Source organism: Teichococcus rhizosphaerae, from assembly GCF_002631185.1.
Lineage (GTDB): Bacteria > Pseudomonadota > Alphaproteobacteria > Acetobacterales > Acetobacteraceae > Pseudoroseomonas > Pseudoroseomonas rhizosphaerae.
Genome location: NZ_PDNU01000002.1, coordinates 219,624 through 245,010, shown reverse-complemented (window position 1 = coordinate 245,010; position 25,387 = coordinate 219,624). Strand labels below are relative to the sequence as shown.

The window sequence follows — 25,387 nt, the reverse complement described above, 5'->3', positions numbered from 1 at the left end:
ATTCAAAAACGCCGAGCACTGCCCCCAGAAGGGACAGCGCTCGGCGTTTCTGCATGAGGAAGCTGCAAACCGCTGCTTGTCCCGCTTCTGGGAAGCGCCGGAGCAGCCCACTCAACCCCGCGGGGCCGGAGCGCCATCGGGGCGCCGGTGGAAGAGGTGGGTCATGGCGGCGGTGCCCAGCACCGGCACCAGTAGGTTCGCTATAGGCACCACCGCCAGCGCCGCCAGAACGCCGCCCAGAGCCAGCACTTCCGTGCGGCGGGCACGGCGTAGCGCATTGGCCTCTGCCACCGGCAAGCGGCGCTGTGCCACGCCGTCGAACAGGCCGTACCCCATCGAGACGGCCGCCACCGCCCAGAACAGCACCACCCCCACCGGCGGAGCCACCAGCCCCAACGGCAGGATCAGCAGGCTGAGCGCCAGCAGCCGCACCGACATGCGTAGGCTGGCCCAGACCTGCGCCGGAAGCGAAGCGCCTCCGGCGGGTGGCAGGCCTGGATAGAAGCGGCGCTCCACCGCCTCTGCCACCTCATCGACAAACAGGCTGGTGAGCGCCAGCAGGACCGGCACGAACAGCCAGATGGCGCCCACCAGCACCAGGGCTCCTCCCAGCAGCCCGGCCAGGGTGGCCAGCCAGCCCTCGCCGCCTGCCAGCACGCCCACGCCCCAATCGGCCAGCCAGGCCAGGCCGGCAAAGGCCAGGATCGATAGCCCCAATCCTTTCAGCAGCGGCGCGCGGAATCCTGGATGGGTGAGCTGCCGCAGCGGCAGCACCAGGCTGGTGGCGATGGCTCTCATGGCCACCAGCCTTCGGGGAGCGGGAAGGGTGGCATGGCGTGTCTCTCCCCCCGCGCGGTCAGGAGGCCGCCGGGGCGGCGCCCTTCTAGCGCCACCCGCCACCTTCTCCCAAGCGGCTGCCCGATCAGGCCCGCGTCATCGCGCAGCCGCCCTCGGCCATGGGGCGAAAGGCTTCCTCGGCCGTGGTGGTCTGCACCAGCTTATAGTAGTCGAACGGCCCCTTGCTTTCCTGCGGCGACTTCACCTCGAACAGGTAGGAGGGGTGCAGCTTGCGGCCATCGGCGCGGATGGTGCCGGCGCCGAAGGCATCGTCATCCGTGGGCATGGCCTTCATCCGCTCCACCACCGCGCGGCCGGAGCGCCGCGCCGCCTCGGGTCCGAGATCGGCCACGGCCTTCAGGTAGTGCAGCGCGCCGGCATAGCACCCGGCATGGATCATCCCCATGGGCAGGCCAGCCGGCATCTTCGGCGTCACGCGGCGGGCGAAGGCGCGCGTGCGGTCGTTCAGGTCCCAGTAGAAGCTCTCCGTCAGCAGCAGCCCCTGGGCATTCTCCAGGCCGAGGCCATGCACATCCGCGATGGCCATCAGCAGCGTGGCCAGCTTGGCGCGGCGCGTCAGGCCGAACTCGCGCGCCTGCTTCACCGCGTTCACCGTGTCCGCGCCCGCATTGGCAAGGCCGATGATCTTGGCGCGGCTCGCCTGCGCCTGCACCAGGTAGGAGGAGAAATCCGTGGTGGACGGGAAGGGGTAGCGCGCTCCGCCCAGCACCTTGCCGCCCGCCTCCTCGACGAAGCGGCCCGTGTCGCGCTGCAGGTGATGGCCGAAGGTGTAGTCGGCGGTGATGAAGTACCAGCTGTCGCCGCCCGCGCGGGTCAGCGCACCACCGGTGGACTTGGCCAGCATGTAGGTGTCGTAGGTCCAGTGCACGGTGTTGGGGTTGCACTGGGCGCCGTGCAGGTCGGTGGTGGCGGCGCCGGAATTGACGAAGACCTTGTCCTTGTCGCGCGTCACGCCGGCCACGGCGAGCGCCACGGAGGAGGTCGGCACGTCCAGGATCATGTCCACCCCGTCCTGGTCGTACCAGCGGCGGGCGATGGTGGAGCCGGTGTCGGCGCGGTTCTGGTGGTCGGCCGAGAGCACCTCGACGGTGATGCCCGGATGCGCCGCCATGAACTCCTCGGCCGCCTGCCGGGCGCAGGCGACGCTGCCCGGCCCCGTGGGGTCGCGATAGGGCCCGGACATGTCGGTCAGCACGCCGATGCGGATGGTCTGCCTCGCCTGGGCGCGGGCGGCGCGGCCGGCGAGCAGGCCGGCGCCCGTGCCGGCCAGCAGATGGCGACGCGGAATGGAAAGGCTCATCTGACGCTGCGCTCCCTGTTTTCTTTTCTGGTCCGCCGGCCGGCGAGGACGGCCGGCACTCCCTGGCGTTTCTCAGGCCTTCTCCGTTTGCGCGTAGAGCTGCCGGATACGGAACTTGAGCAGCTTGCCCGTCGCCGTATGCGGCAGTTCCTCGACGATGCGGATGTCGTCGGGGATGCACCAGCGCGCCACGCGCCCCTCGAAATGCGCGCGCATCTCGTCTGCGGTGAGGCTCGCGCCGGGGCGCAGCACCACCACCAGCAGCGGCCGCTCGCCCCATTTCGGGTCGGGCCGCGCGACGGCCGCGGCTTCTTGCACGGCAGGATGCGCGACCGCGATGTTCTCCAGCTCGATCGAGCTGATCCACTCCCCACCGGACTTGATGACGTCCTTGGTGCGGTCGACGATGGTGACATACCCATCGGCGTCCATCGTCACCACGTCGCCCGTGTCGAACCAGCCGGGGATGGCATGGGCCGGACTGTCGGGTGTCTCGTGATAGGCGGCGGCGACCCAGGGGCCGCGCACCAGCATGCGGCCGAAGGCGCGGCCGTCGCGCGGCACGTCACGCCCCTCGGCATCGACGATGCGGAACGCCATGCCGTAGAGCGGCCGGCCCTGCTTGCCGGACAGCGCCAGGCGCTCGGCGGGCGTCGCATTCCGGTGCTTCGCCTTGGGCGAGGCGGCGAGGCCGATCGGCGTCGTTTCCGTCATGCCCCAGGCATGCAGCACCGAGACGCCCATGTTCTCGAAGCGCTCGATCATCACCGCCGGGCAGGCCGAGCCGCCGATGCCGACGCGCTTCAGCGTGCCGGGGCCCTGGCCGTTCGCCGCCATCCAGTCCAGCAGCGCCATCCAGACCGTGGGCACGCCGGCCGAGAAGGTGACGCCCTCGGCTGCGATCAGCTCGTGCAGGCTGGCGCCGTCGAGCTTCGGGCCCGGCAGCACCAGCTTGGCGCCCACCATCGCCGCGGCATAGGGGAGGCCCCAGGCATTGACGTGGAACATCGGCACCACCGGCATCACCACCGAAGTGGCGCTGATGTTGAACACGTCCGGCAGGGCCGAGGCCATGGCGTGCAGCACCGTGGCGCGGTGGCTGTAGAGCACGCCCTTCGGCGCGCCGGTGGTGCCGGAGGTGTAGCAGAGGCTGCACGCCTCGTTCTCGTCCAGGGCGAGCCAGTCGAAGTGGTCGGGCTGGTCGGCCAGCAGTTCCTCGTAGCAGAGGAAGGGCGGCAGGCCCTCGGGCTCAGGCGGCATGTGGGCCGCATCCGTCATCACCACGATGGCCCGCACCGCGCCGAGCCGCCCGGCCAGGCCCTGCAGCAGCGGCATGAAGGTAAGATCGACGCAGAGCACCGAGTCCCGCGCATGGTCGATGATGCCGGCGATCTGCTCGGGAAAGAGGCGCGGGTTGATGGTGTGGCAGACCATGCCGGCGCCGGCCACGGCATAGTAGATCTCCATGTGCCGGTAGCCGTTCCAGGCCAGGGTGCCGACACGGTCCCCCGGCTCGAGGCCGAGCGCCACGAGCGCGTTGGCCAGGCGCTGCGCCCGGGCATGAAGCCCAGCATAGGTGGTGCGGTGGAGAGGCCCCTCGACGGTGCGCGAGACGATCTCGGTGTCGGCGTGGAACTCCGCGGCATGGCGCAGCAGCGATGGCACCAGCAGCGGCACGTCCATCATCAGCCCTCGCATCGTGTTTCCTCCCTGATGACGTTTCTTGTTTGCTCGGCGGTGTCAGCGGGCGCGGGCAGGCTAGGCGGTGTCGCGGTCGGGCGCGCGAGGCGCCCTCAGTAGGCCTCCTCGGCCAGGGCCAGGAGCGGTGCCGCGCCCTCGGACAGGGCGAGGTCGAGCGCCACGCTCTGCGGCAGGATGCGGGCGAGGAAGAAGCGCGCCACGTCCAGCCAGGCCTGGTGGCGCGGCGTGGCCTCCGCGCCCTTCCGCATCGCGCGGAGGGCCATGCGCACCCACATCCATCCCAGGGCCACGAGGGCAAAGAGGCGGAGATAGTCGGCGGCGGCGGCGCCGGTCTCGGCCGGGTCCCGCGCGGCGCGGCGGGCGAGGCGGGCGGTGGCCGCCTCCAGCCGCTTCAGCGCGGCGGCGAGCGGTGCGGTGTAGTGCTCGGCGCCCGGGATGGCGGCGCCGGCCTCGATCTCGGAGCGCACCAGCGCGAAGAAGCGGGCGGGCAGGGCGCCATCCTCCATCGCCAGCTTGCGGCCGGCGAGGTCCATGGCCTGCACGCCGTTGGTGCCCTCGTAGATCTGGGCGATGCGCGCATCGCGCACCAGCTGCTCCATGCCCCATTCGCGCACATAGCCATGGCCGCCCAGCACCTGCTGCCCGAGCACCGCCGCTTCGAAGCCGAGATCGGTGAAGGCGGCCTTGATGACAGGGGTGAGCAGCGCGACATGCCCCTCGGCCACGGCGCGCGCGCCAGGGTCGGGGTGGCGGGCGGCCTCCTCCATCCGCAGCGCCACCCACAGCGCCAGGGCGCGGCCGGCGCCGGTGAAGGCGCGGATGGTCAGCAGCATCCGCTTCACGTCCGGATGCACCAGGATCGGCTGCGGGCCCTCGCCGGACTGGCCGGCGGCACGGCCCTGGCGGCGCTCCCGCGCGTAATCCACCGCCCCCTGATAGGCCGCCTCGGCGATGCCCAGGCCCTGGATGCCCACAAAGAGGCGCTCGGCGTTCATCATGGTGAACATCGCGGCCAGGCCGCGATGTGGGGCGCCCACCAGCCAGCCCGTGGCGCCATCGTAGTTCATGACGCAGGTGGGGGAGGCGTGGATGCCCATCTTGCGTTCCAGCGCGCCCACCGACATGGCGTTGCGCGCGCCGGGCCGCCCCTCGGCATCGGGCAGGTATTTCGGCACCAGCACCAGGCTGATGCCGCGCACGCCGGGCGGCGCGTCCGGCAGCCGCGCCAGCACCAGGTGAACGATGTTCTCCGCCAGCTCGTGGTCGCCGGCGGTGATGAAGATCTTGCCGCCGGTGACACGCAGCGAGCCGTCCGGCTGCGGCTCGGCGCGGGTGCGCAGCAGGCCAAGGTCGGTGCCCGCATGCGCCTCGGTCAGCGCCATGGCGCCGCACCACTCGCCGGAAACGAGCTTCGGCAGGTAGAGCGCCTTGAGCTCCTCCGAGGCGTGGCGCTCGATCGCCTCCACCGCGCCGCGCGTCAGCCCGGGGAACAGGCCGAAGGAGAAGTTGGCCGAGGCGATCATCTCGTCGAGCAGGATCTGCGCGGCGCGCGGCAGGCCCTGGCCGCCCCATTCCGGCGCCTGGGACAGCCCGCCCCAGCCGCCCGCCACAAAGGCGGCATAGGCCGCGTCGAACCCCGCCGGCACGCGCACCACCCCGTTCTCCAGCCGGCAGCCTTCCTCGTCGCCGCTGCGGTTGAGGGGCGCCAGTTGCCCGGCCGTGAAGCGGCCGGCTTCCTCCAGTACGTCGCGCAGCAGGGGCAGGGGGTCGTCCCCGGCGCCGGAAAGGGCCGCGAGGGTGGGGCCAGCCTCCAGCACCTCCTCCAGCAGCGCGAACATCTCCCCGGTGGGTGGGCGGTAGGCGGGCATGCGCGGCATTCTCCCCTATGCGGTGTGGCGGCGGGCGGAAGGGCGGATGGAGGCGGCACCTCCCGGGGAGGGGGACGGGGCGCCGGAATGGCCGGGCCGGCCGTGGCCGGATGCTCCCGCCACCCGGCGCGGACACAGCGATTCGCGTGCTCCCCCGGTGCGCGGTGCCTGCGCGGTGGGCCCGGGCCCGCGCGCTGGCACGGGGACGGACCGGAGCCTTGCCCCCTCGATCACGCTCGATTTGCCTCCCTGTTGCGGAAATCAGCGCATGGCCGAGGGGGCCAAGTCAATCCGCGAGTGGGGCCGCGGGCAGCGCCGGGAACGAGCGCCGCCACTACGCCGCGCGCGCGCCGGATGGGGCCGTGCCACCGCTCGGAAGCAGGGCCAGCACCGCGCCGTCCAGGCCGCCCGGCGGCAGGCCGCACTCGGCGCGCAGCGCCGCCAGCCCGGCCAGGCTGCGGCGGCCGAGGATGCCGTCGATCGAGCCGTCATACAGGCCGCGTGCCCGGAGCAGGCGTTGCAGGGCGCGGATCTGTTCCAGCCCTGGCCAGGGCAGGCAGCGCTGCGCGCGGGCGAGCCAGTCATAGCGGTCCTGCAGCCCCACCAGTCCGCCATTGATGCGGCGGCTGAGGCCGGTGAAGTTCCCGGCGTCGCAAAGCGGGTTGAGCCCCTTCCAGCTCCAGACGGCGCAGGCGACGGCCAGGGCATGGCCGGGGTCGGCGGCGAGCTCGGGCTGCGCCTCCAGCGGCAGGCCTGCCTGCTCCCCCACCGCCCGGTAATTCTCGCGTCCCGTCAGCTGGAGGTAGCCCCGGCCCCGGTAGCGGTAGCCATCGCCCGGGCGGCTGTTGCCGAGCCTACCGCCATAGACGCGCTCGGCCAGCGCCTCCGGGTCATGGGCGAATGGCCGGGCGTCCTCCAGGCGGGGGAAGCGGGCGGGCCAGATCTGGGTCAGGCGGATGGCGGAATAGGACAGGTTCTCCGTCACGCGGTGGAGCCCGTGCGACTCATGGCCCAGTTGGGCCAGGAAGAAGTGGCACCGCGCCGCCGAGGCGTGCAGCCCCGCATGGTGGAACAGGCCTGTGGCCCGGGCGAGGAAGCCGCTCCGGTGCGCTTCGGGCGCGTGGGGGAAGAGTTGCTGGAACTGTTCGGCGGACAGCATGGCGGCCCCTCTTGCTGAGGCTTATTTTCCTAGCAAAAGGAACCCGAACAGAAAAGGAAAATATTCTTATACGTGGCTTTGTGCCTGGGCCGGGCGGCGGTGCCCGGCCTGGCCGTCCTCACGCCACGGGCAGCTCCACCGCGTAGCGCTCCAGCGGCGGCGCAGCGCGGATCATCTTCCGCACCTCCAGGAAGCGGGCGAAGCGCTGGTAGCGGTTGGCATCCAGGGCGGCGGGGGCAAGCGAGAAGCGGTTCAGCGTGTCGCGGAAGGCGCGGCGATTCAGCTCGTTGTCCAGTTCCCGCCGCTGGCCGGCGATGAACATGGTCCAGCTTTCCTCCGGGTTGTTCACCAGGAAGGTGGTGGCGGCCTCCACCGCGTCCATGAAGCGGCGAAGGGCGGGGTCTCTCACGCGGTCGCGGTGCGCCACATAGATCAGCTCGTCATAGATCGGCATGCCGTGCTGCTCGGGGAAGAAGGCGCGGCCGGGGCGCTTCTCGATCTCCATCTGGTGCAGCTCGAAGTTGCGGAAGCCGCCCAGGATGGCGTCCACCTGCCCCGACATCAGCGCCGAGGACAGGCCGAAATTGACGTTGATCAGCGTCACGTCCCGCGAGGACAGCCCGACCGTGCCGAGGATGGTGTCGAGCGCCACCTCCTCGAAGCCCGCGGTGCTGAAGCCGACCTTGCGGCCCTTGAGGTCCTCCAGCCGCTTCACCGGCCCGTCGCGCAGCACGGAAAGGGTGGAGAGCGGGGTGGCGACCAGCGTGCCGACGCGCGCCAGCGGCAGGCCCTGGTCCACCGCGAGGTGCAGGTTCTTCTGGTAGTAGACGCCGAGATCGGCCTGCCTCGCCGCCACCATGCGGGGCGGGTCGTTCGGGTCGGCGGGCGCCACCAGCCGCACCTCGAGGCCCGCGCGGGCGAAGTGGCCCGCCTCCTGCGCCACCACGATCGGCGCGTGGTCGGGGTTGACGAACCAGTCCAGCAGCAGCGTCAGCCTCGTGGGCGCGCCGCTTGCGGCGGCGGGTGCCTGGGCCGAGGCCACGCCCCCCATGGCGGCGGGCAGGGCGAGGCCGGCAAGCGCGGGCAGCGCCCGGCGGGAGATCGGGGTCATCGGTTTCCTCACGCTTCTTCGGAAAGCTGGTCCGGCTGCCAGGGCAGCAGCGCCCGCAGCAGCCGGTCGGTGGCGAACCACAGCGCCATGGCCATGGCGGCCAGGATGGCGAGGGCCGCGAACATCATGTCCGTCTGGCTGCGGCCATTGGCCTGCAGCATCACATAGCCAAGCCCGGCCGAGGCGCCGACCCACTCGCCCACCACCGCGCCGATCGGCGCCACGGCGGCGGCCACGCGCAGGCCGGAGGCGAGGCCGGGCAGCGCGGCCGGCACGCGGATACGCCACAGCACGGCGGCGCGGCCGGCGCCCATGGTGGCGGCGAGGTCCAGCCAGCCCGGCTCGGTGCGGCGCAGCCCGTCATAGAAGGCGGTGGCGACGGGGAAGAAGATGATGATGGTCGCCATGGCGATCTTGCTGGCCAGGCCGAAGCCCAGCCACAGCGTCAGCAGCGGCGCGATGGCGAAGACCGGGATGGCCTGGCTGGCGATCAGCAGCGGCAGCAGCCAGCGCCGCGCGCCGCGCCACGCCGCCAGCAGCAGCGCCATGCCGGTGCCCAGCAGCGTGCCCAGCAGCAGGCCGAGCAGGATTTCCGTGAGCGTGGTGCCGGCATGGCCGAGCAAGATGTCCCAGCGCGAGACGAGCACCTCCGCCACCCGCACCGGCGCCGGCAGCAGGAAGGGCGGCACCTCGCTCCAGCGGACGAAGCCCTCCCAGGCCAGCAGCAGCCCGAGGGCGGCGAGCAGCGGCCTCATGCCGCCTCCGCCAGCCGTTCCAGCAGCGCCGCCTGGGCGGCCAGCACGTCCGGGTCGTGCGCGGCGCGCGGAGGGGGCGAGGGGGGCATCGGGTGCTCCTCCGGCACGGCGCCCCCAGGCCCGGGGCGCAGCACCAGCACGCGGTGGGCCAGGCGCAGCGCCTCCAGCGGGTCGTGCGTCACCAGCAGCACGGTGCGGCCCTGAAGCAGCCCGGCGGCGAGGGATTGCAGGCGGTGCCGCGTCGGCGCGTCCACCGCCGAGAAGGGCTCGTCCATCAGCACGAAGGGGCGGTCCTCCATCAGCGTCCGGGCGAGTGCCGCGCGCTGCCGCATGCCGCCGGAAAGCTCGGCGGAGCGGGCGCGCTCCCGCCCTTGCAGCCCCACGGCGGCGATCAGCGAGCGCGCCCGCGCCGGGTCCGGCCGCTGCCCGCGCAGCCGGGCGCCGAGGGTGACGTTGGCCTCGAGGTCGAGCCAGGGCAGCAGCAGGTCCTGCTGCCCCATCCAGGCGATGCGCCCCTTCAGCGGCAGGCCATCGGCCGGGGCGATGCGGCTGCCCTCCGGCACGGGAAGCAGCCCGGCCAGCAGCCGCAGCAAGGTGGACTTGCCGACGCCGGAAGGGCCGAGCAGCGCCGTGACCTCGCCGCCCGCGAAATCCAGCGCGAGCCGGCCCAGCACCGCGCGGCCGCCGAGACGGATTCCGGGAAGGAACACGCCCAGGGAAACACCCAGGGAAACGCCATCCGAAGGCGCCATCGCAACCACCGATCCCTTCGCCGGCATGACCCGGATCAGGTTCAAGGGGTCGCAGGGCCCATCCCTGCCTCTCAGCCCGTGTGATCGGGCTCCCCCCGGAGATGACACTTCTATGCCGGCGAAGCCGCGGCCGCGCAAGTCACCCCTTCCCGAAGCGGAACGGCGCCATACATGCTGGCGCGATGGATGCGCCGCTGCTGATCGGGTCCGAGATCTACCGCAAATCGACCTATGGGCCGAAGCACCCGCTCGCCATCCCGCGCGTCTCGACGGCGCTGGACCTGATCCGCGCGCTGGGCTGGCTCGACCCGGCCCGCTACATCGAGAGCCCGCGCGCGAGTCCCGAGCAGCTCACCCGCTTCCACCACCCCGACTACATCGCGGCGCTGATGGCGGCGGAGGCGGCGCAGGACGTGCCGGCGGAGCTGCGCGAGCGCCACCACATCGGCGCCCGCGGCAACCCGGTCTATCGCGAGGTGTTCCGCCGCCCCGCCACCAGCGCCGGCGGGGTGATGCTGGCCGCCCGCCTGACCGCCGAGCGCGGCGTGGTGCACGTCCCCGGCGGCGGCACGCATCATGGCCGGCCGGACCGCGCCAGCGGCTTCTGCTACCTCAACGACGCCGTGCTCGGCCTGCTCGCCTGGCTCGACCTGGGCCTGACCAACATCCTCTACCTCGACATCGACGCCCACCATGGCGATGGCGTGCAGGATGCCTTCCACGATGATCCGCGCGTCTTCACCCTGTCCATCCACGAGGCGGGGCGCTGGCCGAACACCGGCCTGCTGGAGGACCGCGCCGGCGGGCACGCGCGCAACATCCCCGTGCCGCAGGGGCTGAACGACACGGAGTTCGCCTATCTGCTGCACCACGCGGTGATGCCGCTGATCCGCCACCTGCGGCCGCAGGCCATCATGCTGCAATGCGGGGCGGATGCGCTGGAGGAGGACCCGCTGGCGAAGCTCAGCCTGTCCAACAACGCCCACTGGCAGGCGGTGCGGGCGGTGATGGGGCAGGCGCCGCGCCTCATCGTGCTGGGGGGCGGGGGCTACAACCCGTGGTCCGTCGGGCGCTGCTGGGCGGGGGTGTGGGGCGTGCTGGATGGCCGGGTGCCGCCCGCCCGGCTGCCGCCCGAGGCCGAGGCGGTGCTGCGGGCGCTGAGCTTCGGCCGCGCCGCCGGGCGCAACCCGCCCGAGGCCTGGTTCACCACCCTGCAGGATGCCCCGCGCCCCGGCCCGGTGCGCGGCGAGATCCGCCACCTCGCCGCCGCCACGCTGGAGGGATTGCCAGAGGGACTGCCAGACCCCCTGGCGGGTGTGGCATAAGCAGCGCCATGCGCCGCCGTTCCCTGCTGGCCCTGCTCGGGCTCGCCGCCATGACCCGCCCCGCCGCCGCCCAGGGGAATGCTCCCATGGGACCCCAGCCCCGCCTGCCGATGGAGCCGCTCGCCATCGTCACCCGCGATGGGCGGCGGCACGAGTTCCAGGTCGAGATGGCCGTCTCGCCGGAGCAGCAGCGGATCGGGCTGATGTTCCGCCCCTCGGTGAAGCCCGATGAGGGCATGCTGTTCGACTGGGGCGTGCCGCGCGAGAGCAGCATGTGGATGCAGAACACCATCACCTCGCTCGACATGGTGTTCATCCGTGAGGATGGCCGCATCCACCGCATCGCCGAGCGGACCGTGCCGTTGAGCCTCGCCACCATCGACAGCCGGGGGCCGGTGCGCGCCACGCTGGAGCTGGCGGCCGGCACCGCCGAGCGGCTCAACCTGCGGCCCGGCGACAAGGTGGAGCAGCGGATCTTCGGGCCGTAGAAAAGGAAGAGGCCAGGGGACTGAATTCCCCTGGACTCCCTTCTTTTTTCTTCGGGGATTTCAGGCGGCGTAGCGGCTGAGGGCCAGGTCCTCATGCTCGATATTGGGGCGCTGGCCGGTCACCAGGTCCGCCGCCAGCCGCCCGCTGCCGCAGGACATGGTCCAGCCCAGCGTGCCATGGCCGGTATTCAGGAACAGGCGCGGGAACTTCGTCGGGCCGATCACCGGCGTGCCGTCCGGCGTCATCGGGCGCAGGCCGCACCAGAAGATGGCGCGCGCCGGGTCGCCGCCCTGCGGGTAGAGGTCCATCACCGAGTGCAGCAGCGTCTCGCGCCGCTCGTCGTGCAGCCGCGTGTCGTAGCCCGCGATCTCCGCCGTGCCGCCGACGCGGATGCGGTCCCCGAGCCGGGTGATGGCGATCTTGTAGGTCTCGTCCATCACGGTGGAGACCGGCGCGGCCGCGTCATCCACCACCGGCAGGGTGAGCGAGTAGCCCTTCACCGGATAGACCGGCAGCTTCAGCCCGAGCGGCGCCAGCAGGGTGGGGGAGTAGCTGCCCAGCGCCAGCAGGTAGCGGTCCGCCGTCAGCACGCCGGCATCGGTGACGACGCCGCCGATGTCGCCGCCCTCCAGCATCAGGCGCTCGATGGCGACGCCGTAGCGGAAGGTCACGCCCATCCCGGCGCAAAGGGCGGCGAGGCGCTGGGTGAAGAGGTGGGCGTCACCCGTCTCGTCCTCCGGCAGCCGCAGGCCACCCACGAATTTGTCCCGCACCCGGGCCAGCGCCGGCTCGGCCGCCACGCAGCCGGCGGGGTCGAGCACCTCGAAGGGCACGCCATACTTCTCCAGCACGCGCAGGTCGCCGCCCACATGGTCGAGCTGCTTCTGGGTGCGGAAGAGCTGCAGCGTGCCGCGCTCGCGGTGGTCGTACTCGATGCCGGTCTCGGCGCGCAGGTCGGCCAGGGCGTTGCGGCTGTAGTCGGCCACCCGCACCATGCGGGACTTGTTGATCTGGTAGGCCTTGTCCGTGCAGTTGCGCAGCATCTGCCACAGCCAGGACCATTGCGCGGGGTCCAGCCGCGGGCGGACGACGAGCGGGCTGTGCTTCTGCGTCATCCAGGTGATGGCCTTCAGCGGCACGCCAGGCCCGGCCCAGGGTGAGGAATAGCCGAAGGACACCTGCCCGGCATTGGCGAAGCTGGTTTCCAGCCCCGCGCCCTGCTGGCGGTCCACCACCTCCACCTCATGCCCCGCCCGGGCGAGGTAATAGGCCGAGGTGACGCCGACCACGCCGGCACCGAGAACGAGGACCTTCATTGTGCTTCCGCTCCGCCGCGTCACCGTCCCGCGGGGTTGGTGACGAAAGCGTATCCTAGGCAGGAATCCGGCGGCATGTGCTTGCGATCGGCGCAACACCATGCGAATCGAAAGCCAATTCCTCGAATTATCTGCGGAATGGCAAAACAATATGCCTGAGCTGGCGCTCGACTCCCTCGATCGCAAGATCCTCCGCCTGCTGCGCGCCGACGGGCGGATGAGCAACGCGGCGCTGGCCGCCGCCATCGGCCTGTCGCCCTCGGCCTGCCTGCGGCGGGTGCGCATGCTGGAGGCGGCGGGCGTCATCCGCGGCTACACCGCCATCATCGAGGACACGGCGCCGCAGGGGCGCACCGTGGTGATCGTGCAGATCACGCTGGAGCGGCAGACGGAGGACGGGCTCAGCCGCTTCGAGGCGGCGGTGCGGCAATGCCTCGAGGTGCGCGAGTGCTACCTGATGACGGGCGCGGCCGACTACCAGCTCCGCGTCGAGGCGCGGGACGCGGCGGATTACGAGCGCATCCACAAGGAGCAGCTCTCGCGCATGCCCGGCGTCGCGCGCATCCAGTCCGCCTTCGCCATCCGCACCGTGGTGCGTGGCGGCGATGTGGGCTGAGCCGCCCTTAAGGCCCGGCTATTCAGGCCCGCCCGCGCCAGCCCGCCCAGATGACCGCGAGCCGGTCGCCCAGCCCGCGCGGCGGTGGCGGCTGCGCGGCGCTCCAGCCAGGCGCGGCGATCCGCGCCAGGTCCCGCCCGGCCAGCCGGCCCGGCAGCGCCGCCGCCACGGCGCCGCGCGGCAGGCCGGAAAGCTTCGCGCGCCCTTCGCGCAGCAGCGCCTGGCCTTCCGCGGCCAGGGTGCGGGCGGCCTCGCCGGTGCCCTTGTGGCGCGGGTCGCGCGCAACGTCGGCGGGGGTCAGGCCCTGCGTGGCCAGCAGGTCGGCGGGCAGCAGGCAGCGGCCCTGCATGGCCAGGGCCGGCGTGTTGCGCAGCACACCCGCCAGGCCATAGGCGGCGCCCACGGCCTGCAACCCGGGCAGGCAGGAGGCCGGCGCGTCCAGCACCCGCCCCATCGCCACGGCCAGCCCGCCCGACGAGCCGCGCAGCATCGCCAGCAGTGCCGCCCGGCTCGGGATGTCCTCCTCCGCCTCGGCCTCGCGCGCGTCGATCATGCCGAGCAGATCCTCGGGCGCCAGGGTGCCGGCGCGGACCGCCGCGGCGAGCGGCGCGGCCACCTCGTGCCGGCGGGGCGGGGCGCCCGCCTGCGCCTCCTCCACCGCCTCGCGCCACCATTGCAGGCGGATCAGCGCCGTCATGCCATTGCTCGCCACCTCCCGCGCCCGGGCCAGCTCGTGGTTGAAGGCGAGCAGCAGGCTCAGCGTGTCGCGCGCCTCGGCGGGGGCGAAGAGCGCGCAGAGGAAGCGGTCGGGATCGTGGCGCCGGGCCAGCGCGGCGATGGGGGAGAGGGGGGCGGGATCGGCCATCGGCGGTGTTATGAACACCAATCCGTGCCATGCAAGGCCCCGCTCTCCGGTCAGGAGGACGTGTCGGGCAGGGTTGCTTGACGCATCCCCGGGGCACGCCTAGCTGTTCCACCGCGCGGCGCCGCCACTTCGGCGCCCGCCGATGCTTGCCCGTCCCAAGTCCAGTCACCCTCCGGGAGAACAGCTCATGGCCTTCAGCCTTCCGCCGCTGCCTTACGACGCCTCCGCCCTTGCCGGCTCCGGCATGTGCCAGGAGACGCTGGAGCTGCACCATGGCAAGCACCACAATGCCTATGTCACCGCGCTGAACGGCCTGATCGAGAGCAAGGGCTTGGCCGGCAAGTCGCTGGAGCAGATCGTGGCCGAGGCCGGCCGCGCCGGCGCCGACGGCCTGCCCGTGCTGAACCAGGCCGGCCAGCACTGGAACCACATCCTGTTCTGGCAGGTGATGAAGCCGAATGGCGGCGGCGACAGCCTGCCCGGCAAGATCGGCGCCAAGATCGACGAGGATTTCGGCGGCCTCGCGCAGTTCAAGGAAGCCTTCAAGCAGGCCGGCGTGACGCAGTTCGGCTCCGGCTGGGCCTGGCTGGTGATGGACCAGAGCGGCAAGCTGAAGGTCACCAAGACCCCGAACGGCGCCAACCCGATCTCCACCGGCGAGGGCACGCCGATCCTCGGCGCCGATGTCTGGGAGCACGCCTACTACCTGGACTTCCGCAACGTGCGGCCGAACTACCTCGACAACTTCCTGAACAAGCTGGTGAACTGGGAGAAGGTCGAGGAGCTGATGCTCAATGGCGGCCTGAAGTCCGGCCAGTCCGCCTGACCTTCCGGGGCGCTTGACAGAAAGGCCGGGGGAAATTCCTTCCCCCGGCCGCGCGTTCCTCAGGCGGGCTTGGCGTCGTTCGCCGCGACCGGCTTGATCAGCGTGCTGATGGTGTTGCGCACCACGTTGATGCGCACATTCGGCGCGATCTCGATCTCGACTTCCTCGGAGCCTTCCTTGACCTTCGTCACGGTGCCGATGATGCCGCCGGCGGTGATGATGCGGTCATTGCGCTTGAGCTGCGTCAGCATCGCGCGGTGCTCCTTGGCGCGCTTCTGCTGCGGGCGGATCAGCAGGAAGTAGAAGACCACGAAGATCAGCATCAGCGGCGCGAGCTGCATGACGATGCCGGCGGCACCGCCGGCGGCGGCGGCGTCCTGGGCATAGGCGGGTGAGATGAACATGGGAGGTGCTTCCGTCTTGCCGGGTGTGGCCGGCGAAACTAGCCTCCCGGCCCCTGCCGTCAACACCTCGCCGCCCGCGGGGGCGATGAACGCCCGCGCCAGGGCCTCCAGGAGCGTCCCGTTGTCCGACACCCGATCCGGCCATCCCTTGCTGCCCGCCCTGACCCGCATCGCCGAGGCGCTGGAGCGCCTCGCCCCGCCGCCGCCGGCGCGGCCCGACCTGGGCGTGGCCGATGCCTTTGTCTGGCACCCGGCGGCACCGGGCGGCAGCCCGGCGCGGCTGACGCCGGTGCCGCGCGTGGCGGCGGTGGAGATCGGGCTGCTGCGCGGGGTGGACCGGCAGAAGGGCCTGCTGCTGGAGAACACCCGCCGCTTCGCGGCCGGCCTGCCGGCCAACAACGCCATGCTCTGGGGCGCGCGCGGCATGGGCAAGTCCTCGCTGGTGAAGGCCGCCCATGCCGCCGCCAATGCCGAGAAGCCCGGCAGCCTGGCGCTGATCGAGATCCAGCGCGAGGACATCCGCACCCTGCCGGAGCTGCTGAACATCCTGCGCGGCGGCACCCGCCGCTGCCTGGTGTTCTGCGATGACCTGTCCTTCGAGCGCGAGGACCAGGACTACAAGGCGCTGAAATCGGTGCTCGATGGCGGCATCGAGGGGCGCCCGGCCAATGTGCTGTTCTACGCCACCAGCAACCGCCGCCACCTGATGCCGCGCGACATGATCGAGAACGAGCGCAGCAGCGCCATCAACCCGGGCGAGGCGGTGGAGGAGAAGGTCTCCCTCAGCGACCGCTTCGGGCTGTGGATCGGCTTCCACAACGCCGATCAGAACACCTTCTTCGCCATGGTGGAGGGCTACGCCGCCGCGCTGGAGCTGCCCGTTTCCCAGGAGGAGCTGCACCGGGCGGCGGTGGAATGGTCCGTCACGCGCGGCGGGCGCTCGGGGCGCGTCGCGTGGCAGTTCATCCTCGACCTCGCGGGCCGGCTCGGCGTGGCGCTGCCCGAGTGAGCGGGGCGCCGCTGCCCCCGCCGCAGGGCGCGCGCCGCGAGGGCAGGGTGTTCCTCAACCCCGATGGCTCGCGGCCCGGCCAGAGCTTCGGCGCGCTGTGGCGGCTGATGCGCGAGCGGGGCGGCACGCCCTGGCCGGAGCGGGTGGAGAACCCCGTCTTTCCGGCCCCGCCCGCGCCGCCGCCTGGGCATGCCACCGTCACCTTCCTCGGCCATGCCAGCTTCCTGATCCAGCCGCATGGCGGACCGGTGATGCTGACCGACCCGATCTGGAGCAAGCGGTGCAGCCCTTTCCCCTTCGCCGGGCCGAAGCGCGTGCGGCCGCCCGGCCTCGATTTCGACGCGCTGCCGGAGATCGACATCGTCCTGCTCAGCCACAACCACTACGACCATTGCGATATCCCGACGCTGAAGCGCCTGCACGCCCGCTTCGCGCCCCGCATCCTCACCGGCCTCGGCAATGCGCGGCTGCTGGCGCGGCACGGGATGCGGGACGTGGCGGAGCTGGACTGGTGGCAGGCGGCGCCGCTGCCCGGCGGCGGCACGGCGCGCTTCCTGCCCGCCCGCCACTTCGCCGCGCGCGGCCTGCACGACCGGGCGCATACCCTCTGGGGCGGCTTCATGGTCGAGCCGGCGGCGGGCGGGCGGATCTACTTCGCCGGCGACTCCGCCTGGGGCGAGCATTTCGCGGAGATCGGACTGCGCCATGAGGGGATCGACCTCGCCTTGCTGCCAATCGGCGCCTACGCGCCGCGCTGGTTCATGCAGGTGGTGCATGTGAACCCCGAGGAGGCGGTGCGCGCCTTCGGGGTGCTGCGGGCGCGCGAGGCGCTGGCGATGCATTTCGGCACCTTCAAGCTGACGCAGGAAGGCATCGACGAGCCGGTGGCAGGGCTGCGGGCGGCGCTGGCCGAGGCCGGGCTGCCGGAGGCGCGGTTCCGCGCGCCGGGCTGCGGCGAGAGCGTGGTGGTTCCACTGCGCGGCGGTGCCTGACCGCCGCGCAGCGAGGCATCACGCGCCGACGATGACGGCGCCGCCGAAGGTCTTCTCGACAAAGGCCTTCACCGCCGGGTCGGCATAGGCGCGGGCCAGCGTCCGCGCCCAGGGCTTGCCCTCGTCGCCCCGGCGGGTCACCACCAAAACGGTGTAGGCGCTGTCCGCGCCCTCGACCGCCAGGCCCTCCTTCAGCGGGTTCAGCCCGGCGGGCACCGCGTAGTTGCCGGTGATGGCGGCGGCGTCCACGTCGTCCAGCCCGCGCGCGATGGAGGCCGCCTCCAGCTCCAGGATGCGCACGCGCTTCGGGTTGCCGGTGATGTCGGCCACCGTGGCGCGGTAGTCGGCGCCGTTCCGCAGGGTGATCACGCCCGCCTTGGCCAGCAGCAGCAGGGCGCGGCCGCCATTGGTCGGGTCGTTCGGGATGGCGACGCGCGCGCCGTTCGGCAGGTCGGCCAGCGCCTTGTGCTTGCGGCTGAACACGCCCATCACCGTCAGCACCGTCTTGCCCACGGGCACGAAGTCGTAGCCGCGCTGCGCCTTCTGCGTGTCGAGGAAGGGCTGGTGCTGGTAGGTGTTGATGTCGATCTCGCCCGCGGCCAGCGCCGCGTTGGGCTGGATGAAGTCGGCGAACTCCGTGATCTTCAGCACGAAGCCCTGCTTCGCCAGCACGTCGCGCACCACCTCCAGGACCTGGCCGTGGACGCCGCTGGTGACGCCGACGCGCAGCGGCCGCGTGGCGGTGCCGATTTCGCCGGCCGGCGCTTGCGCGAGGGCCGGGGCGCGGAGGATGGCCGGCAGCAGCAGCGCGCCGCCGGCGAGGATGAGGGAACGGCGGTTCAGCATGGGTACACCACTCCTCAGAAGGCGGGGACCACGGAGCCCTGGAAGGTCTCCTGCACGAACTTCTTGATCTCGTCGTTCTGGTAGGCGGCGACGAGGCGCTTCACCCAGGGCGCGTCCTTGTTGTCGCGGTGGACGGCGATGAGGTTGGCGTAGGGGCTGTCGGCGCTCTCGATGGCGATCGCGTCGCGCACCGGGTTCAGCCCGGCGGGAATGGCGAAGTTGGTGTTGATGGCGGCCGCCTCCACCTCGTCCAGCGTGCGCGGGATCTGCGCCGCTTCCAGCTCGATGATGCGCAGCCGCTTCGGGTTCTCCACCACATCCGCCACGGTGGCGCGGAAATCGGCGCCCGGCGTCAGCTTGAAGGCGCCGTTGGCCGCCAGCAGGGCGAGCGCCCGGCCGCCATTGGTCGGGTCGTTCGGGATGGCGATGCGGCTGCCGTTCGGGATATCGGCGACCTTCTTGTGCTTGCGGGAATAGATGCCCATCGGGAAGATCATGGTCTTGCCGACGGCCACCAGCGGCAGGTTCCGGTCCTTGACCGCCTGGTCGAGGAAGGGCTGGTGCTGGTAGCTGTTGGCGTCCAGGTCCTTCGCCGCCAGCGCGGCGTTCGGCGTGATGTAGTCGGAGAAGGGCACGATGCGCAGCACCAGCCCGTCCCGCGCGGCGATCTCCTGCACCTTCTCCAGCACCTGGCTGTGCGGGCCGGCGGTGCCGCCGATGCGCAGCGGCCGCGCGCCCGTGCCGATCTCCTGCGCGCTGGCGCCGCGGCTGGCCAGGAAGGGCAGGGCGAGGCCGCTGCCGAGCAGCGTGCGGCGGTTCAGGGACATGACGATCTCCTTCATTATATATGATGTGCGGGTGTTCAGCGGCGGCGGACGCGGCGGACCAGCCAGTCGCCCAGCGATTGCAGCCCCTGCACGAACAGGATCAGCACGATGACGACGCTGGCCATCACCTCCGGCATGAAGCGCTGGTAGCCGAAGCGGATTCCGAGGTCGCCCAGGCCCCCACCGCCCACGGCGCCCGCCATGGCGGAATAGCCGACCAGGCTCACCAGCGTGACGGTGACGGCGGCGATCAGGCCGGGCAGCGCCTCCGGCACCAGCACCTTCCACAGGATCTGCAGCCGGGTGGCGCCCATGGCGCGGGCGGCCTCCACCACGCCGCGGTCCACCTCGCGGAAGGCGGTCTCGAACAGGCGGGCGATGAAGGCGGTGGAGGCCAGCGCCAGCGGCACGATGGCGGCACCCGTGCCGATGGAGGTGCCGGCCACCAGCCGGGTGAAGGGCACGATGGCCACCATCAGGATGATGAAGGGCGTGGAGCGCACGGCGTTGATCAGCAGGCCGAGGGGCCGGTTGACGAGGCCGTTCTGCGCCAGCCCGCCCCGGTCGGTGGCGTGCAGCAGCAGCGCCAGCGGCAGGCCGAACAGGATGGCGATGAAGGCCGCGCCGGCGACCATGGTGAGCGTCTCGATCGCCGCCTCGACGAAGAGCTGCTCCAGCATGGGGGTGAGCCAGGGGATCATGGTCAGGCGGCCTCCGCCTTGGTCTGGGCGGCGGGGTCGGCCACCGGCGTCACGGTCAGGCCCAGCTCGGCGAACCAGGCGGTGGTGGCGTCGATCTGCGCGGGCGCGCCATAGGCGGCCAGCGCCATCAGCCCGAAGGGCTCGCCGGCGATCTCGTCGATGCGCCCCGAGATGATGTCGAGGTCGAGCGCGAAGCGGCGGGACGCCTCGCTGATCACGGCGCGGGTGCTGTTGGGGCCGGCGAACAGCACCTGCAGCAGCCGCCGCTCCTCGCCCGGCCGGGGCGCGGGCAGCCGGGCCACCGTGCCGGGCGGGATGAAGTGGCCGATGGTGTCGGCGATGAAGCGGCGCGTCGTCGGGTGGCGCGGCTGGGTGAACACGTCGAACACCCGGCCGGTCTCGATCACCTGGCCGCGCTCCATCACCGCCACGCGGTCGCAGATCTCCTTCACCACCGCCATCTCGTGGGTGATCAGCAGCACGGTGAGGTCGAGCTGGTCGCGCAGGCGCTTGATCAGCGCCAGGATCTCCTGCGTGGTCTCGGGGTCGAGCGCGCTGGTCGCCTCGTCGCAGAGCAGGATGCGCGGGCGCGGGGCGAGGGCGCGGGCGATGCCGACACGCTGCTTCTGCCCGCCCGAGAGCTGCGCCGGATAGGCGCCCGCCTTGTCGGCCAGGCCCACCAGGGCGAGCGCCTCGCGGATGCGCGTCTCGCGCTCGGCGCGCGGCACGCCCGCCACCTCCAGCGGAAAGCCCACATTGTCCGCCACGGTGCGGGAGGACAGCAGGTTGAAGTGCTGGAACACCATGCCGATGCGCCGGCGCCGGTCGCGCAGCGCCGCGCCGTCCAGGTCCAGCAGCTCCTCGCCCAGCACCCGCACCTCGCCGGAATCGGGGCGCTCCAGCAGGTTCACGCAGCGGATGAGGGTGGACTTGCCGGCGCCCGAGCGGCCGACGATGCCGAAGATCTCGCCCGCCGCCACATCCAGCGAGACGCCGTCGAGCGCCTTGGTGGCTACGCCGCCGCGGCCGGCGAAGTGGCGCCTGAGATCGCGCAGGGCGATGGCGGCCAATGCGGCGGCCGGTGCGGCGGCCGGTGCGGCGGCCTCATGCGGCGCGGGCGGGGAGGCCGACGCGGCGGCGGAAACGGGCATGGCAGTTCCAACATGCTGTGAAGGCGCGGGGAAAGGACGGCGAGGATGCGCGGACCGGCACGCGGTCCCTCGCGCGGCGGCGCCGCGCGGGCATGGTTCAGCCGGCGTTCAGCAGGGGGGCATTCGGCAGGTCATGGGCACTCCGGGCATCTCCAACATGGTCGGATGACCCACGAAGCGACCGGCGGCGGAGGGATCTCCCCTCCAGACCCGCAGCCCGGCTTCCTGGCGCTTTAGCACTTGGTGTCGCGGCGCAAGCTGCATCCGTCAAATCCCCGCGGGAAGGCATAGTCCCCTTCCGCAGCGGAGAATGGAGAAACCACAGCCTCACCGCAAGCGCAGATGCGGCTCATGTGACCATGCGTTCCGCGCATGGCTCATCCCCGTAGTCACCCATGGCGTGCAAATCCTGCGCGGAGGCTGTAGAACGCCCGCCATCATGCCGGATCAGAGGTGCCATCGCGCCTGCGCCGGCGAGGAAGCGCCCCGGACCCGGGTGCGCACCACCCGATCGTGGCGGATTTTTCGAACACATGCCTTTTCCTGTGATGCCCGAAGCGCTTCTGCGCGCCCTGACCGAGCGCGGCTATGCCGAGCCCACCGCCGTGCAGGCGGCGGTGCTGGAGCCCGAAACGGCGGGGCGTGACCTGCTCGTCTCGGCGCAGACCGGCTCGGGCAAGACGGTCGCCTTCGGCCTGGCCGTCTCGCCGGAGCTGATGGGCGGGGCGGAGCGCCTGCCTCCCGCCGGCTCTCCCCTGGCCCTGGTGGTGGCGCCGACGCGCGAGCTGGCATTGCAGGTGCGCACCGAGCTGTCCTGGCTCTATGCCGCCGCCGGCGGCCGCGTGGCGAGCTGCGTCGGCGGCATGGACCCCGTGGCGGAGCGGCGCGCGCTGGCGCAGGGCGCGCACATCGTCGTCGGCACGCCCGGGCGGCTCTGCGACCACCTGGACCGCGGCAACCTCCGCCCCGAGGCGCTGCGCGCCGTGGTGCTGGACGAGGCCGACGAGATGCTCGACCTCGGCTTCCGCGAGGAGCTGGAGAAGATCCTCGGCGCCGCGCCGGAGGACCGCCGCACCCTGCTGTTCTCCGCCACCGTGCCGCGCGAGATCGCGCGCTTGGCCGAGAGCTTCCAGAACGACGCGCTGCGGATCGAGGCCAAGGGCGAGGGCGGCCAGCATGTCGACATCGCCTACAAGGCCGTGCTGGTCGCGCCCTATGACGTGGAGCGGGCGGTGGTGAACCTGCTGCGCGCCTCCGACAGCCCGCGCGCCATCGTCTTCTGCTCCACCCGCGCGGCGGTGGCGCGGCTGCACGGCAACCTGTCCGAGCGCGGCTTCTCCGCCGTGGCGCTGTCGGGCGAGCTGTCCCAGGCGGAGCGCAGCCGCGCCCTCCAGGGGCTGCGCGACGGCCGCGCCCAGGTCTGCGTCGCCACCGACGTGGCGGCGCGCGGCATCGACCTGCCCGATCTCGGCCTCGTCATCCATGCCGAACTGCCGAAGGAGCCGGAGACGATGCTCCACCGCTCCGGCCGCACCGGCCGGGCGGGGCGCAAGGGCACCTCGGTGCTGATCGTGCCGCCGAACCGCCGCCGCATGGCCGAGCGGCTGCTGATGGCCGCGCGGGTCGAGGCCGAGTGGGGCCCGCCCCCCGCCGCCGAGGCCATCCATGCGCGCGACGCCGAGCGGCTGGCCGCCCAGGCTGGCACCCTGCTGGCCGAGGAGCCCTCGGCCGACGACATCGCCGTCGGCCGCGCGCTGCTGGAGGGCGGCGCCGCGCCGGAGGCGATCGCCGCCGCGCTGGTGAAGGTGCTGCGCGCGCCGCTGCCGGCGCCGGAGGAGCTTTCGGCGGTGGAGGCCACGGCCGCGCGCCGCCCGGTGCGCGAGCGCCCCGCAGGCCCGGGGCAGGAGGGCGTCTGGTTCCGCATGAATGTGGGGCGCGACGGCAATGCCGATCCGCGCTGGGTGCTGCCCTTCCTGTGCCGGCGCGGCCAGGTGGCGCGCGACGAGATCGGCCGCATCCGCATCCTCGGGCGCGAGACGCAGTTCGAGGTGGCCGCCTATGCCGCCGGCCGCTTCGCCGCCGCCGCCCGCCGCCCGGATGCGGACGATCCGCACATCCAGGTGGAGCCGGTGCCGCCCGGCGCTTCCGCGGGCGGCCCGCCCGCAGGCGGCTATCGCGGCCCGCGGCCGCATGGCGGCATGCGGGGAGGGCCGCGGAGCGAGGAGAGGGGGCGCCGCGCCCAGTTTCGTTAAGCTTCAGCCTGGTCGGTCAAGTTGCCGTGGGGGCGGCATGGCCGCCCTCCTGACTTTCCGTGCGCTCTGCTAGATCCGCGTGATGCGTAAGCGGTTTTGACGCTCTGTCATCCCAGGAGGAGGATCGACCGGCGCATGGCAGGTTAAGGGAACATGGAATCGATGCCATGGCATGAGCAGGTCTCTGTGGACGCGGAGGACGATCTCACCATCGATCGGCTGAGCCTCGCCGCGCCGCTGCTCGGGGCCACGGGCTGGATCGACGGGCTGGCGCGCCTGGTGGAGTTCGACCTTTCCGGCAGCGGAGCGGAGGCGGCGGCGCAAGCCCAGGCGAGGCTGGCGCAGACCCTTCAGGAGATGTTCGCCCCCCTCGGCTTCAACCTGCGGCGCATCGCTCCGGCCGGCGCCATGGGCCAGGATGGCGCGGCTCCCCCCGGCCATGCGACGGTCAGCCTTGTCGCGGCCCGCCGCACGGGGCGGCCGGTCTGCTCCATCCATCTGCCGCTGTGCATCGCCGCGCCCGAGCCGGGCTGGACACGCCCGCCCCACGCCCTCACGCGCCGCGGCAGCCGTCTCTATGGCTGCGGCACGCGGCGCGGGCAGGGGGCGGTCGCCGCCCTCTGGGCGGCGCTGCGGGCGGCCGATGCGGTGGGCCTGCCCCTGCGCTTCGATCCGGTCCTCCTGTTCACCCCCGACGACCAGACGGGCGCCGCCCTGCGCCAGCTCTGCGACCGGGGCGAGGTGAGGGGCCACTTCCTTTCCCTGGGCGGCATCGCGGCGCCGCGCATCTGGTCCGGCTCCCCCGGCCTGCTGACGGTGGCGCTGCGGGTCGGCGGCGCCCCTGATGCGAAGGGCGCGCTGCCGGTGCTGGCGCGCCTCGCGGAGCTTCGGCGGCGGCGCACCGGCATCCTCCCGGGGGCGGAGGAGGACGGCACCTCGCCTGAGGGGGGCCTCTCGGTGGTTTCTGTCGGCATGCAGGCGGACGAGGACGGGCCGCCGCGCTGCCAGGTGGTCGTGCAGCACCGCCTCACGCCGGATGAGGGCGGCGAGGCGGTTCTGGAGGAGCTGCGCGCCGCGATGGCCGGGCTGGGTGGCGAGGGCTGCCATGTGGAATGCCATGTGCTGCGCCACCTGCCGGCCGCCAGCGCGCCGGAGGACGGTGCCCATGCCGCCCGCTGGCGGCACGCCCTGAGCTGGGGCTTCGGCTTCGCTCCCGCCGCGTTCCGCCGTACCCGGGACGAGGAAGGGTCGGCGCTGGGCTTCGTGCAGCAGGCCGGGGTCCAGGAGATCCTGGTGAGTGGCCTGACGAGGCCCGGCCAGCGGCAGGCTCCGGTGGACGAGTTCACCACGGTCGAGGATGTCGAATCCCTGGCGCGTTCCATCCTGGCCTACCTGGCCGACGCTCCGGAACAGCGGCTGGACCTGGGCTGAGGACAGGCCGCCTTGCCCTCGTCCTGCCCCCTCAGCGATTGCCCGGCCAGAGGCCTGGCGTCGCCAGCTCCACCAGATGCCCTTCGGGGTCCCGCAGGAACAGGCTGTGGCCGCCCTTCGGCCAGGACACCCGCCCCTCCACCGTGATGGTGTTCAGGCCCAGCCATTCGCTCCAGCCCGGAAGCGTGTTTTCCGCCACCTGCAACGCGATGTGCTGCCGGCCTCCCGCGTCATGGCCTGGGATGCGGCCGCCGGGCACCTCCGTGTCGGCCGCGGCGGTGCCGCGCCGGAACAGCAGCAGCACTCCGGGGCCGATGCCGAGGGCGCAGAAGCTCTCCGTGGCCTGGAGGCATTCCAGCCCCAGTATGTGCTCGTAGAACCAGCGCGTGGCATGCAGGTCCCGGACGTACAGGGCGGTTTCCAGGAGCTTTCCGGGGGCGGCTGGGCGAAGCGCGGTCATGGGTCCTGATCCTGGGCTGGAACTGGGGCGCGGGGCTTCAGGGGCGGGGCTTCGGTGATGCAACCGCCACGCTCGCCAAGGGTTGCTCCCGGAAAGGCCGGCGCGCCTGCCCGGCCGGACGATCAAGGAGAGACGCGATGACCTCGCCGGACCCCCGCACCGCCGGCCGGAAGGCCGCCGGACAGAAGCCGGCCACCGAGGAAAAGGGCAGCCAGCAGAACGAGCGGGAGCTCGAGACGGCGCTGGAGGACACCTTCCCGGCCAGCGACCCGCCTTCCCAGTCCAGCCCGACCCAGGCCGTGGGCTGGGATGCCCCGGAAGAAGAGGCGAAGGACAAGAAGAAGGGCGGCTGAGCCCGGGCCGCCCGCCGCCC

Annotated in this window: 25 protein-coding genes and 1 riboswitch; of the genes, 9 read left to right on the top strand and 16 right to left on the bottom strand. The window is 72.3% G+C overall.

Features of this window, described 5'->3' with window-relative positions:
- Window positions 1–111: 111 nt before the first annotated feature.
- The 8 genes from CR162_RS02380 to CR162_RS02345 all read right to left on the bottom strand — a co-directional run bounded on the left by CR162_RS02380 (window position 112) and on the right by CR162_RS02345 (window position 9,504).
- The gene (locus CR162_RS02380) at window positions 112–798 is read right to left on the bottom strand and encodes an EI24 domain-containing protein (RefSeq protein WP_099093912.1); all 687 of its coding nucleotides are present in this window, start codon (window positions 796–798) and stop codon (window positions 112–114) included.
- A 124-nt stretch (window positions 799–922) separates the two neighbouring features.
- On the bottom strand, window positions 923–2,158 hold the full coding sequence (locus tag CR162_RS02375) for an ABC transporter substrate-binding protein (RefSeq protein WP_099093911.1): 1,236 nt from the start codon (window positions 2,156–2,158) through the stop codon (window positions 923–925).
- Window positions 2,159–2,230: 72 nt separating this feature from the next.
- Entirely contained in the window at window positions 2,231–3,856 is a 1,626-nt protein-coding gene (locus CR162_RS02370; protein ID WP_099093910.1) for a long-chain-fatty-acid--CoA ligase, read from the bottom strand.
- A 95-nt stretch (window positions 3,857–3,951) separates the two neighbouring features.
- Complete coding sequence (locus CR162_RS02365) at window positions 3,952–5,727, bottom strand: acyl-CoA dehydrogenase C-terminal domain-containing protein (RefSeq protein WP_099093909.1); 1,776 nt, start codon at window positions 5,725–5,727, stop codon at window positions 3,952–3,954.
- Window positions 5,728–6,061: 334 nt separating this feature from the next.
- Window positions 6,062–6,886, bottom strand: coding sequence for a peptidoglycan-binding protein (locus tag CR162_RS02360; protein ID WP_099093908.1), 825 nt, complete (start codon window positions 6,884–6,886; stop codon window positions 6,062–6,064).
- 118 nt (window positions 6,887–7,004) lie between these two features.
- Entirely contained in the window at window positions 7,005–7,997 is a 993-nt protein-coding gene (locus tag CR162_RS02355; RefSeq protein ID WP_099093907.1) for an ABC transporter substrate-binding protein, read from the bottom strand.
- Between the two features lie 8 nt (window positions 7,998–8,005).
- Window positions 8,006–8,752: an ABC transporter permease gene (locus CR162_RS02350; protein WP_099093906.1), complete on the bottom strand. Its 747-nt coding sequence runs from the start codon at window positions 8,750–8,752 to the stop codon at window positions 8,006–8,008.
- Entirely contained in the window at window positions 8,749–9,504 is a 756-nt protein-coding gene (locus CR162_RS02345; RefSeq protein WP_099093905.1) for an ABC transporter ATP-binding protein, read from the bottom strand. Before CR162_RS02345 ends, CR162_RS02350 begins: the two co-directional genes overlap by 4 nt.
- Window positions 9,499–9,610: riboswitch (TPP riboswitch) on the bottom strand. Its footprint overlaps the gene before it by 6 nt.
- Before the next feature lie 76 nt (window positions 9,611–9,686).
- Here CR162_RS02345 and CR162_RS02340 point away from each other — a divergent pair.
- Together CR162_RS02340 and CR162_RS02335 are read left to right on the top strand one after the other, a co-directional pair.
- Window positions 9,687–10,829, top strand: a complete 1,143-nt coding sequence (locus CR162_RS02340) for an acetoin utilization protein AcuC (protein WP_099093904.1) — start codon at window positions 9,687–9,689, stop codon at window positions 10,827–10,829.
- An 8-nt stretch (window positions 10,830–10,837) separates the two neighbouring features.
- Complete coding sequence (locus tag CR162_RS02335) at window positions 10,838–11,317, top strand: DUF192 domain-containing protein (protein WP_099093903.1); 480 nt, start codon at window positions 10,838–10,840, stop codon at window positions 11,315–11,317.
- A 60-nt stretch (window positions 11,318–11,377) separates the two neighbouring features.
- Here the strand turns inward: CR162_RS02335 and CR162_RS02330 are convergent, their stop codons facing one another.
- Complete coding sequence (locus CR162_RS02330) at window positions 11,378–12,634, bottom strand: D-amino acid dehydrogenase (RefSeq protein WP_099093902.1); 1,257 nt, start codon at window positions 12,632–12,634, stop codon at window positions 11,378–11,380.
- A gap of 151 nt (window positions 12,635–12,785) precedes the next feature.
- On the opposite strand from CR162_RS02330, the gene CR162_RS02325 reads away from it, so the two are divergent.
- Window positions 12,786–13,250, top strand: coding sequence for an Lrp/AsnC family transcriptional regulator (locus CR162_RS02325; protein WP_099093901.1), 465 nt, complete (start codon window positions 12,786–12,788; stop codon window positions 13,248–13,250).
- 22 nt (window positions 13,251–13,272) lie between these two features.
- Here the strand turns inward: CR162_RS02325 and CR162_RS02320 are convergent, their stop codons facing one another.
- Window positions 13,273–14,115, bottom strand: a complete 843-nt coding sequence (locus tag CR162_RS02320; RefSeq protein ID WP_099093900.1) for a phytoene/squalene synthase family protein — start codon at window positions 14,113–14,115, stop codon at window positions 13,273–13,275.
- Between the two features lie 187 nt (window positions 14,116–14,302).
- Between CR162_RS02320 and CR162_RS02315 the strand changes: the two genes are divergently transcribed.
- Window positions 14,303–14,941, top strand: a complete 639-nt coding sequence (locus CR162_RS02315) for a superoxide dismutase (protein WP_099093899.1) — start codon at window positions 14,303–14,305, stop codon at window positions 14,939–14,941.
- A gap of 59 nt (window positions 14,942–15,000) precedes the next feature.
- On the opposite strand, the gene yajC is transcribed toward CR162_RS02315, so the two are convergent.
- Window positions 15,001–15,345, bottom strand: coding sequence for a preprotein translocase subunit YajC (gene yajC / locus CR162_RS02310; RefSeq protein ID WP_099093898.1), 345 nt, complete (start codon window positions 15,343–15,345; stop codon window positions 15,001–15,003).
- A gap of 121 nt (window positions 15,346–15,466) precedes the next feature.
- Here yajC and CR162_RS02305 point away from each other — a divergent pair, with 121 nt between their 5' ends.
- Both CR162_RS02305 and CR162_RS02300 read left to right on the top strand, forming a co-directional pair.
- Window positions 15,467–16,354, top strand: a complete 888-nt coding sequence (locus CR162_RS02305; RefSeq protein ID WP_245870081.1) for an ATP-binding protein — start codon at window positions 15,467–15,469, stop codon at window positions 16,352–16,354.
- Window positions 16,351–17,346: an MBL fold metallo-hydrolase gene (locus tag CR162_RS02300; protein WP_245870080.1), complete on the top strand. Its 996-nt coding sequence runs from the start codon at window positions 16,351–16,353 to the stop codon at window positions 17,344–17,346. Before CR162_RS02305 ends, CR162_RS02300 begins: the two co-directional genes overlap by 4 nt.
- Before the next feature lie 18 nt (window positions 17,347–17,364).
- Here CR162_RS02300 and CR162_RS02295 read toward each other — a convergent pair whose 3' ends face one another.
- Genes CR162_RS02295 through CR162_RS02280 form a run of 4 tightly spaced genes read right to left on the bottom strand, consistent with a single transcriptional unit; the run spans window position 17,365 to window position 20,871 of the window.
- Window positions 17,365–18,192 (bottom strand): MetQ/NlpA family ABC transporter substrate-binding protein, encoded by an 828-nt coding sequence (locus CR162_RS02295; RefSeq protein WP_099093895.1) that lies wholly within the window; start codon window positions 18,190–18,192, stop codon window positions 17,365–17,367.
- 14 nt (window positions 18,193–18,206) lie between these two features.
- Window positions 18,207–19,019 (bottom strand): MetQ/NlpA family ABC transporter substrate-binding protein, encoded by an 813-nt coding sequence (locus CR162_RS02290; RefSeq protein WP_099093942.1) that lies wholly within the window; start codon window positions 19,017–19,019, stop codon window positions 18,207–18,209.
- A gap of 35 nt (window positions 19,020–19,054) precedes the next feature.
- A complete protein-coding gene (locus CR162_RS02285) occupies window positions 19,055–19,720 on the bottom strand; it encodes a methionine ABC transporter permease (protein WP_099093894.1) in 666 nt (221 codons plus the stop codon).
- A 2-nt stretch (window positions 19,721–19,722) separates the two neighbouring features.
- The gene (locus CR162_RS02280; protein ID WP_099093893.1) at window positions 19,723–20,871 is read right to left on the bottom strand and encodes a methionine ABC transporter ATP-binding protein; all 1,149 of its coding nucleotides are present in this window, start codon (window positions 20,869–20,871) and stop codon (window positions 19,723–19,725) included.
- Window positions 20,872–21,404: 533 nt separating this feature from the next.
- Between CR162_RS02280 and CR162_RS02275 the strand changes: the two genes are divergently transcribed.
- Window positions 21,405–23,123, top strand: coding sequence for a DEAD/DEAH box helicase (locus CR162_RS02275; protein ID WP_099093892.1), 1,719 nt, complete (start codon window positions 21,405–21,407; stop codon window positions 23,121–23,123).
- A 153-nt stretch (window positions 23,124–23,276) separates the two neighbouring features.
- Entirely contained in the window at window positions 23,277–24,554 is a 1,278-nt protein-coding gene (locus CR162_RS02270; RefSeq protein WP_099093891.1) for a M20/M25/M40 family metallo-hydrolase, read from the top strand.
- Window positions 24,555–24,585: 31 nt separating this feature from the next.
- On the opposite strand, the gene CR162_RS02265 is transcribed toward CR162_RS02270, so the two are convergent.
- A complete protein-coding gene (locus CR162_RS02265; RefSeq protein WP_099093890.1) occupies window positions 24,586–25,014 on the bottom strand; it encodes a VOC family protein in 429 nt (142 codons plus the stop codon).
- Between the two features lie 137 nt (window positions 25,015–25,151).
- On the opposite strand from CR162_RS02265, the gene CR162_RS02260 reads away from it, so the two are divergent.
- Complete coding sequence (locus tag CR162_RS02260) at window positions 25,152–25,367, top strand: hypothetical protein (protein ID WP_099093889.1); 216 nt, start codon at window positions 25,152–25,154, stop codon at window positions 25,365–25,367.
- The last annotated feature ends 20 nt before the right edge of the window (window positions 25,368–25,387 follow it).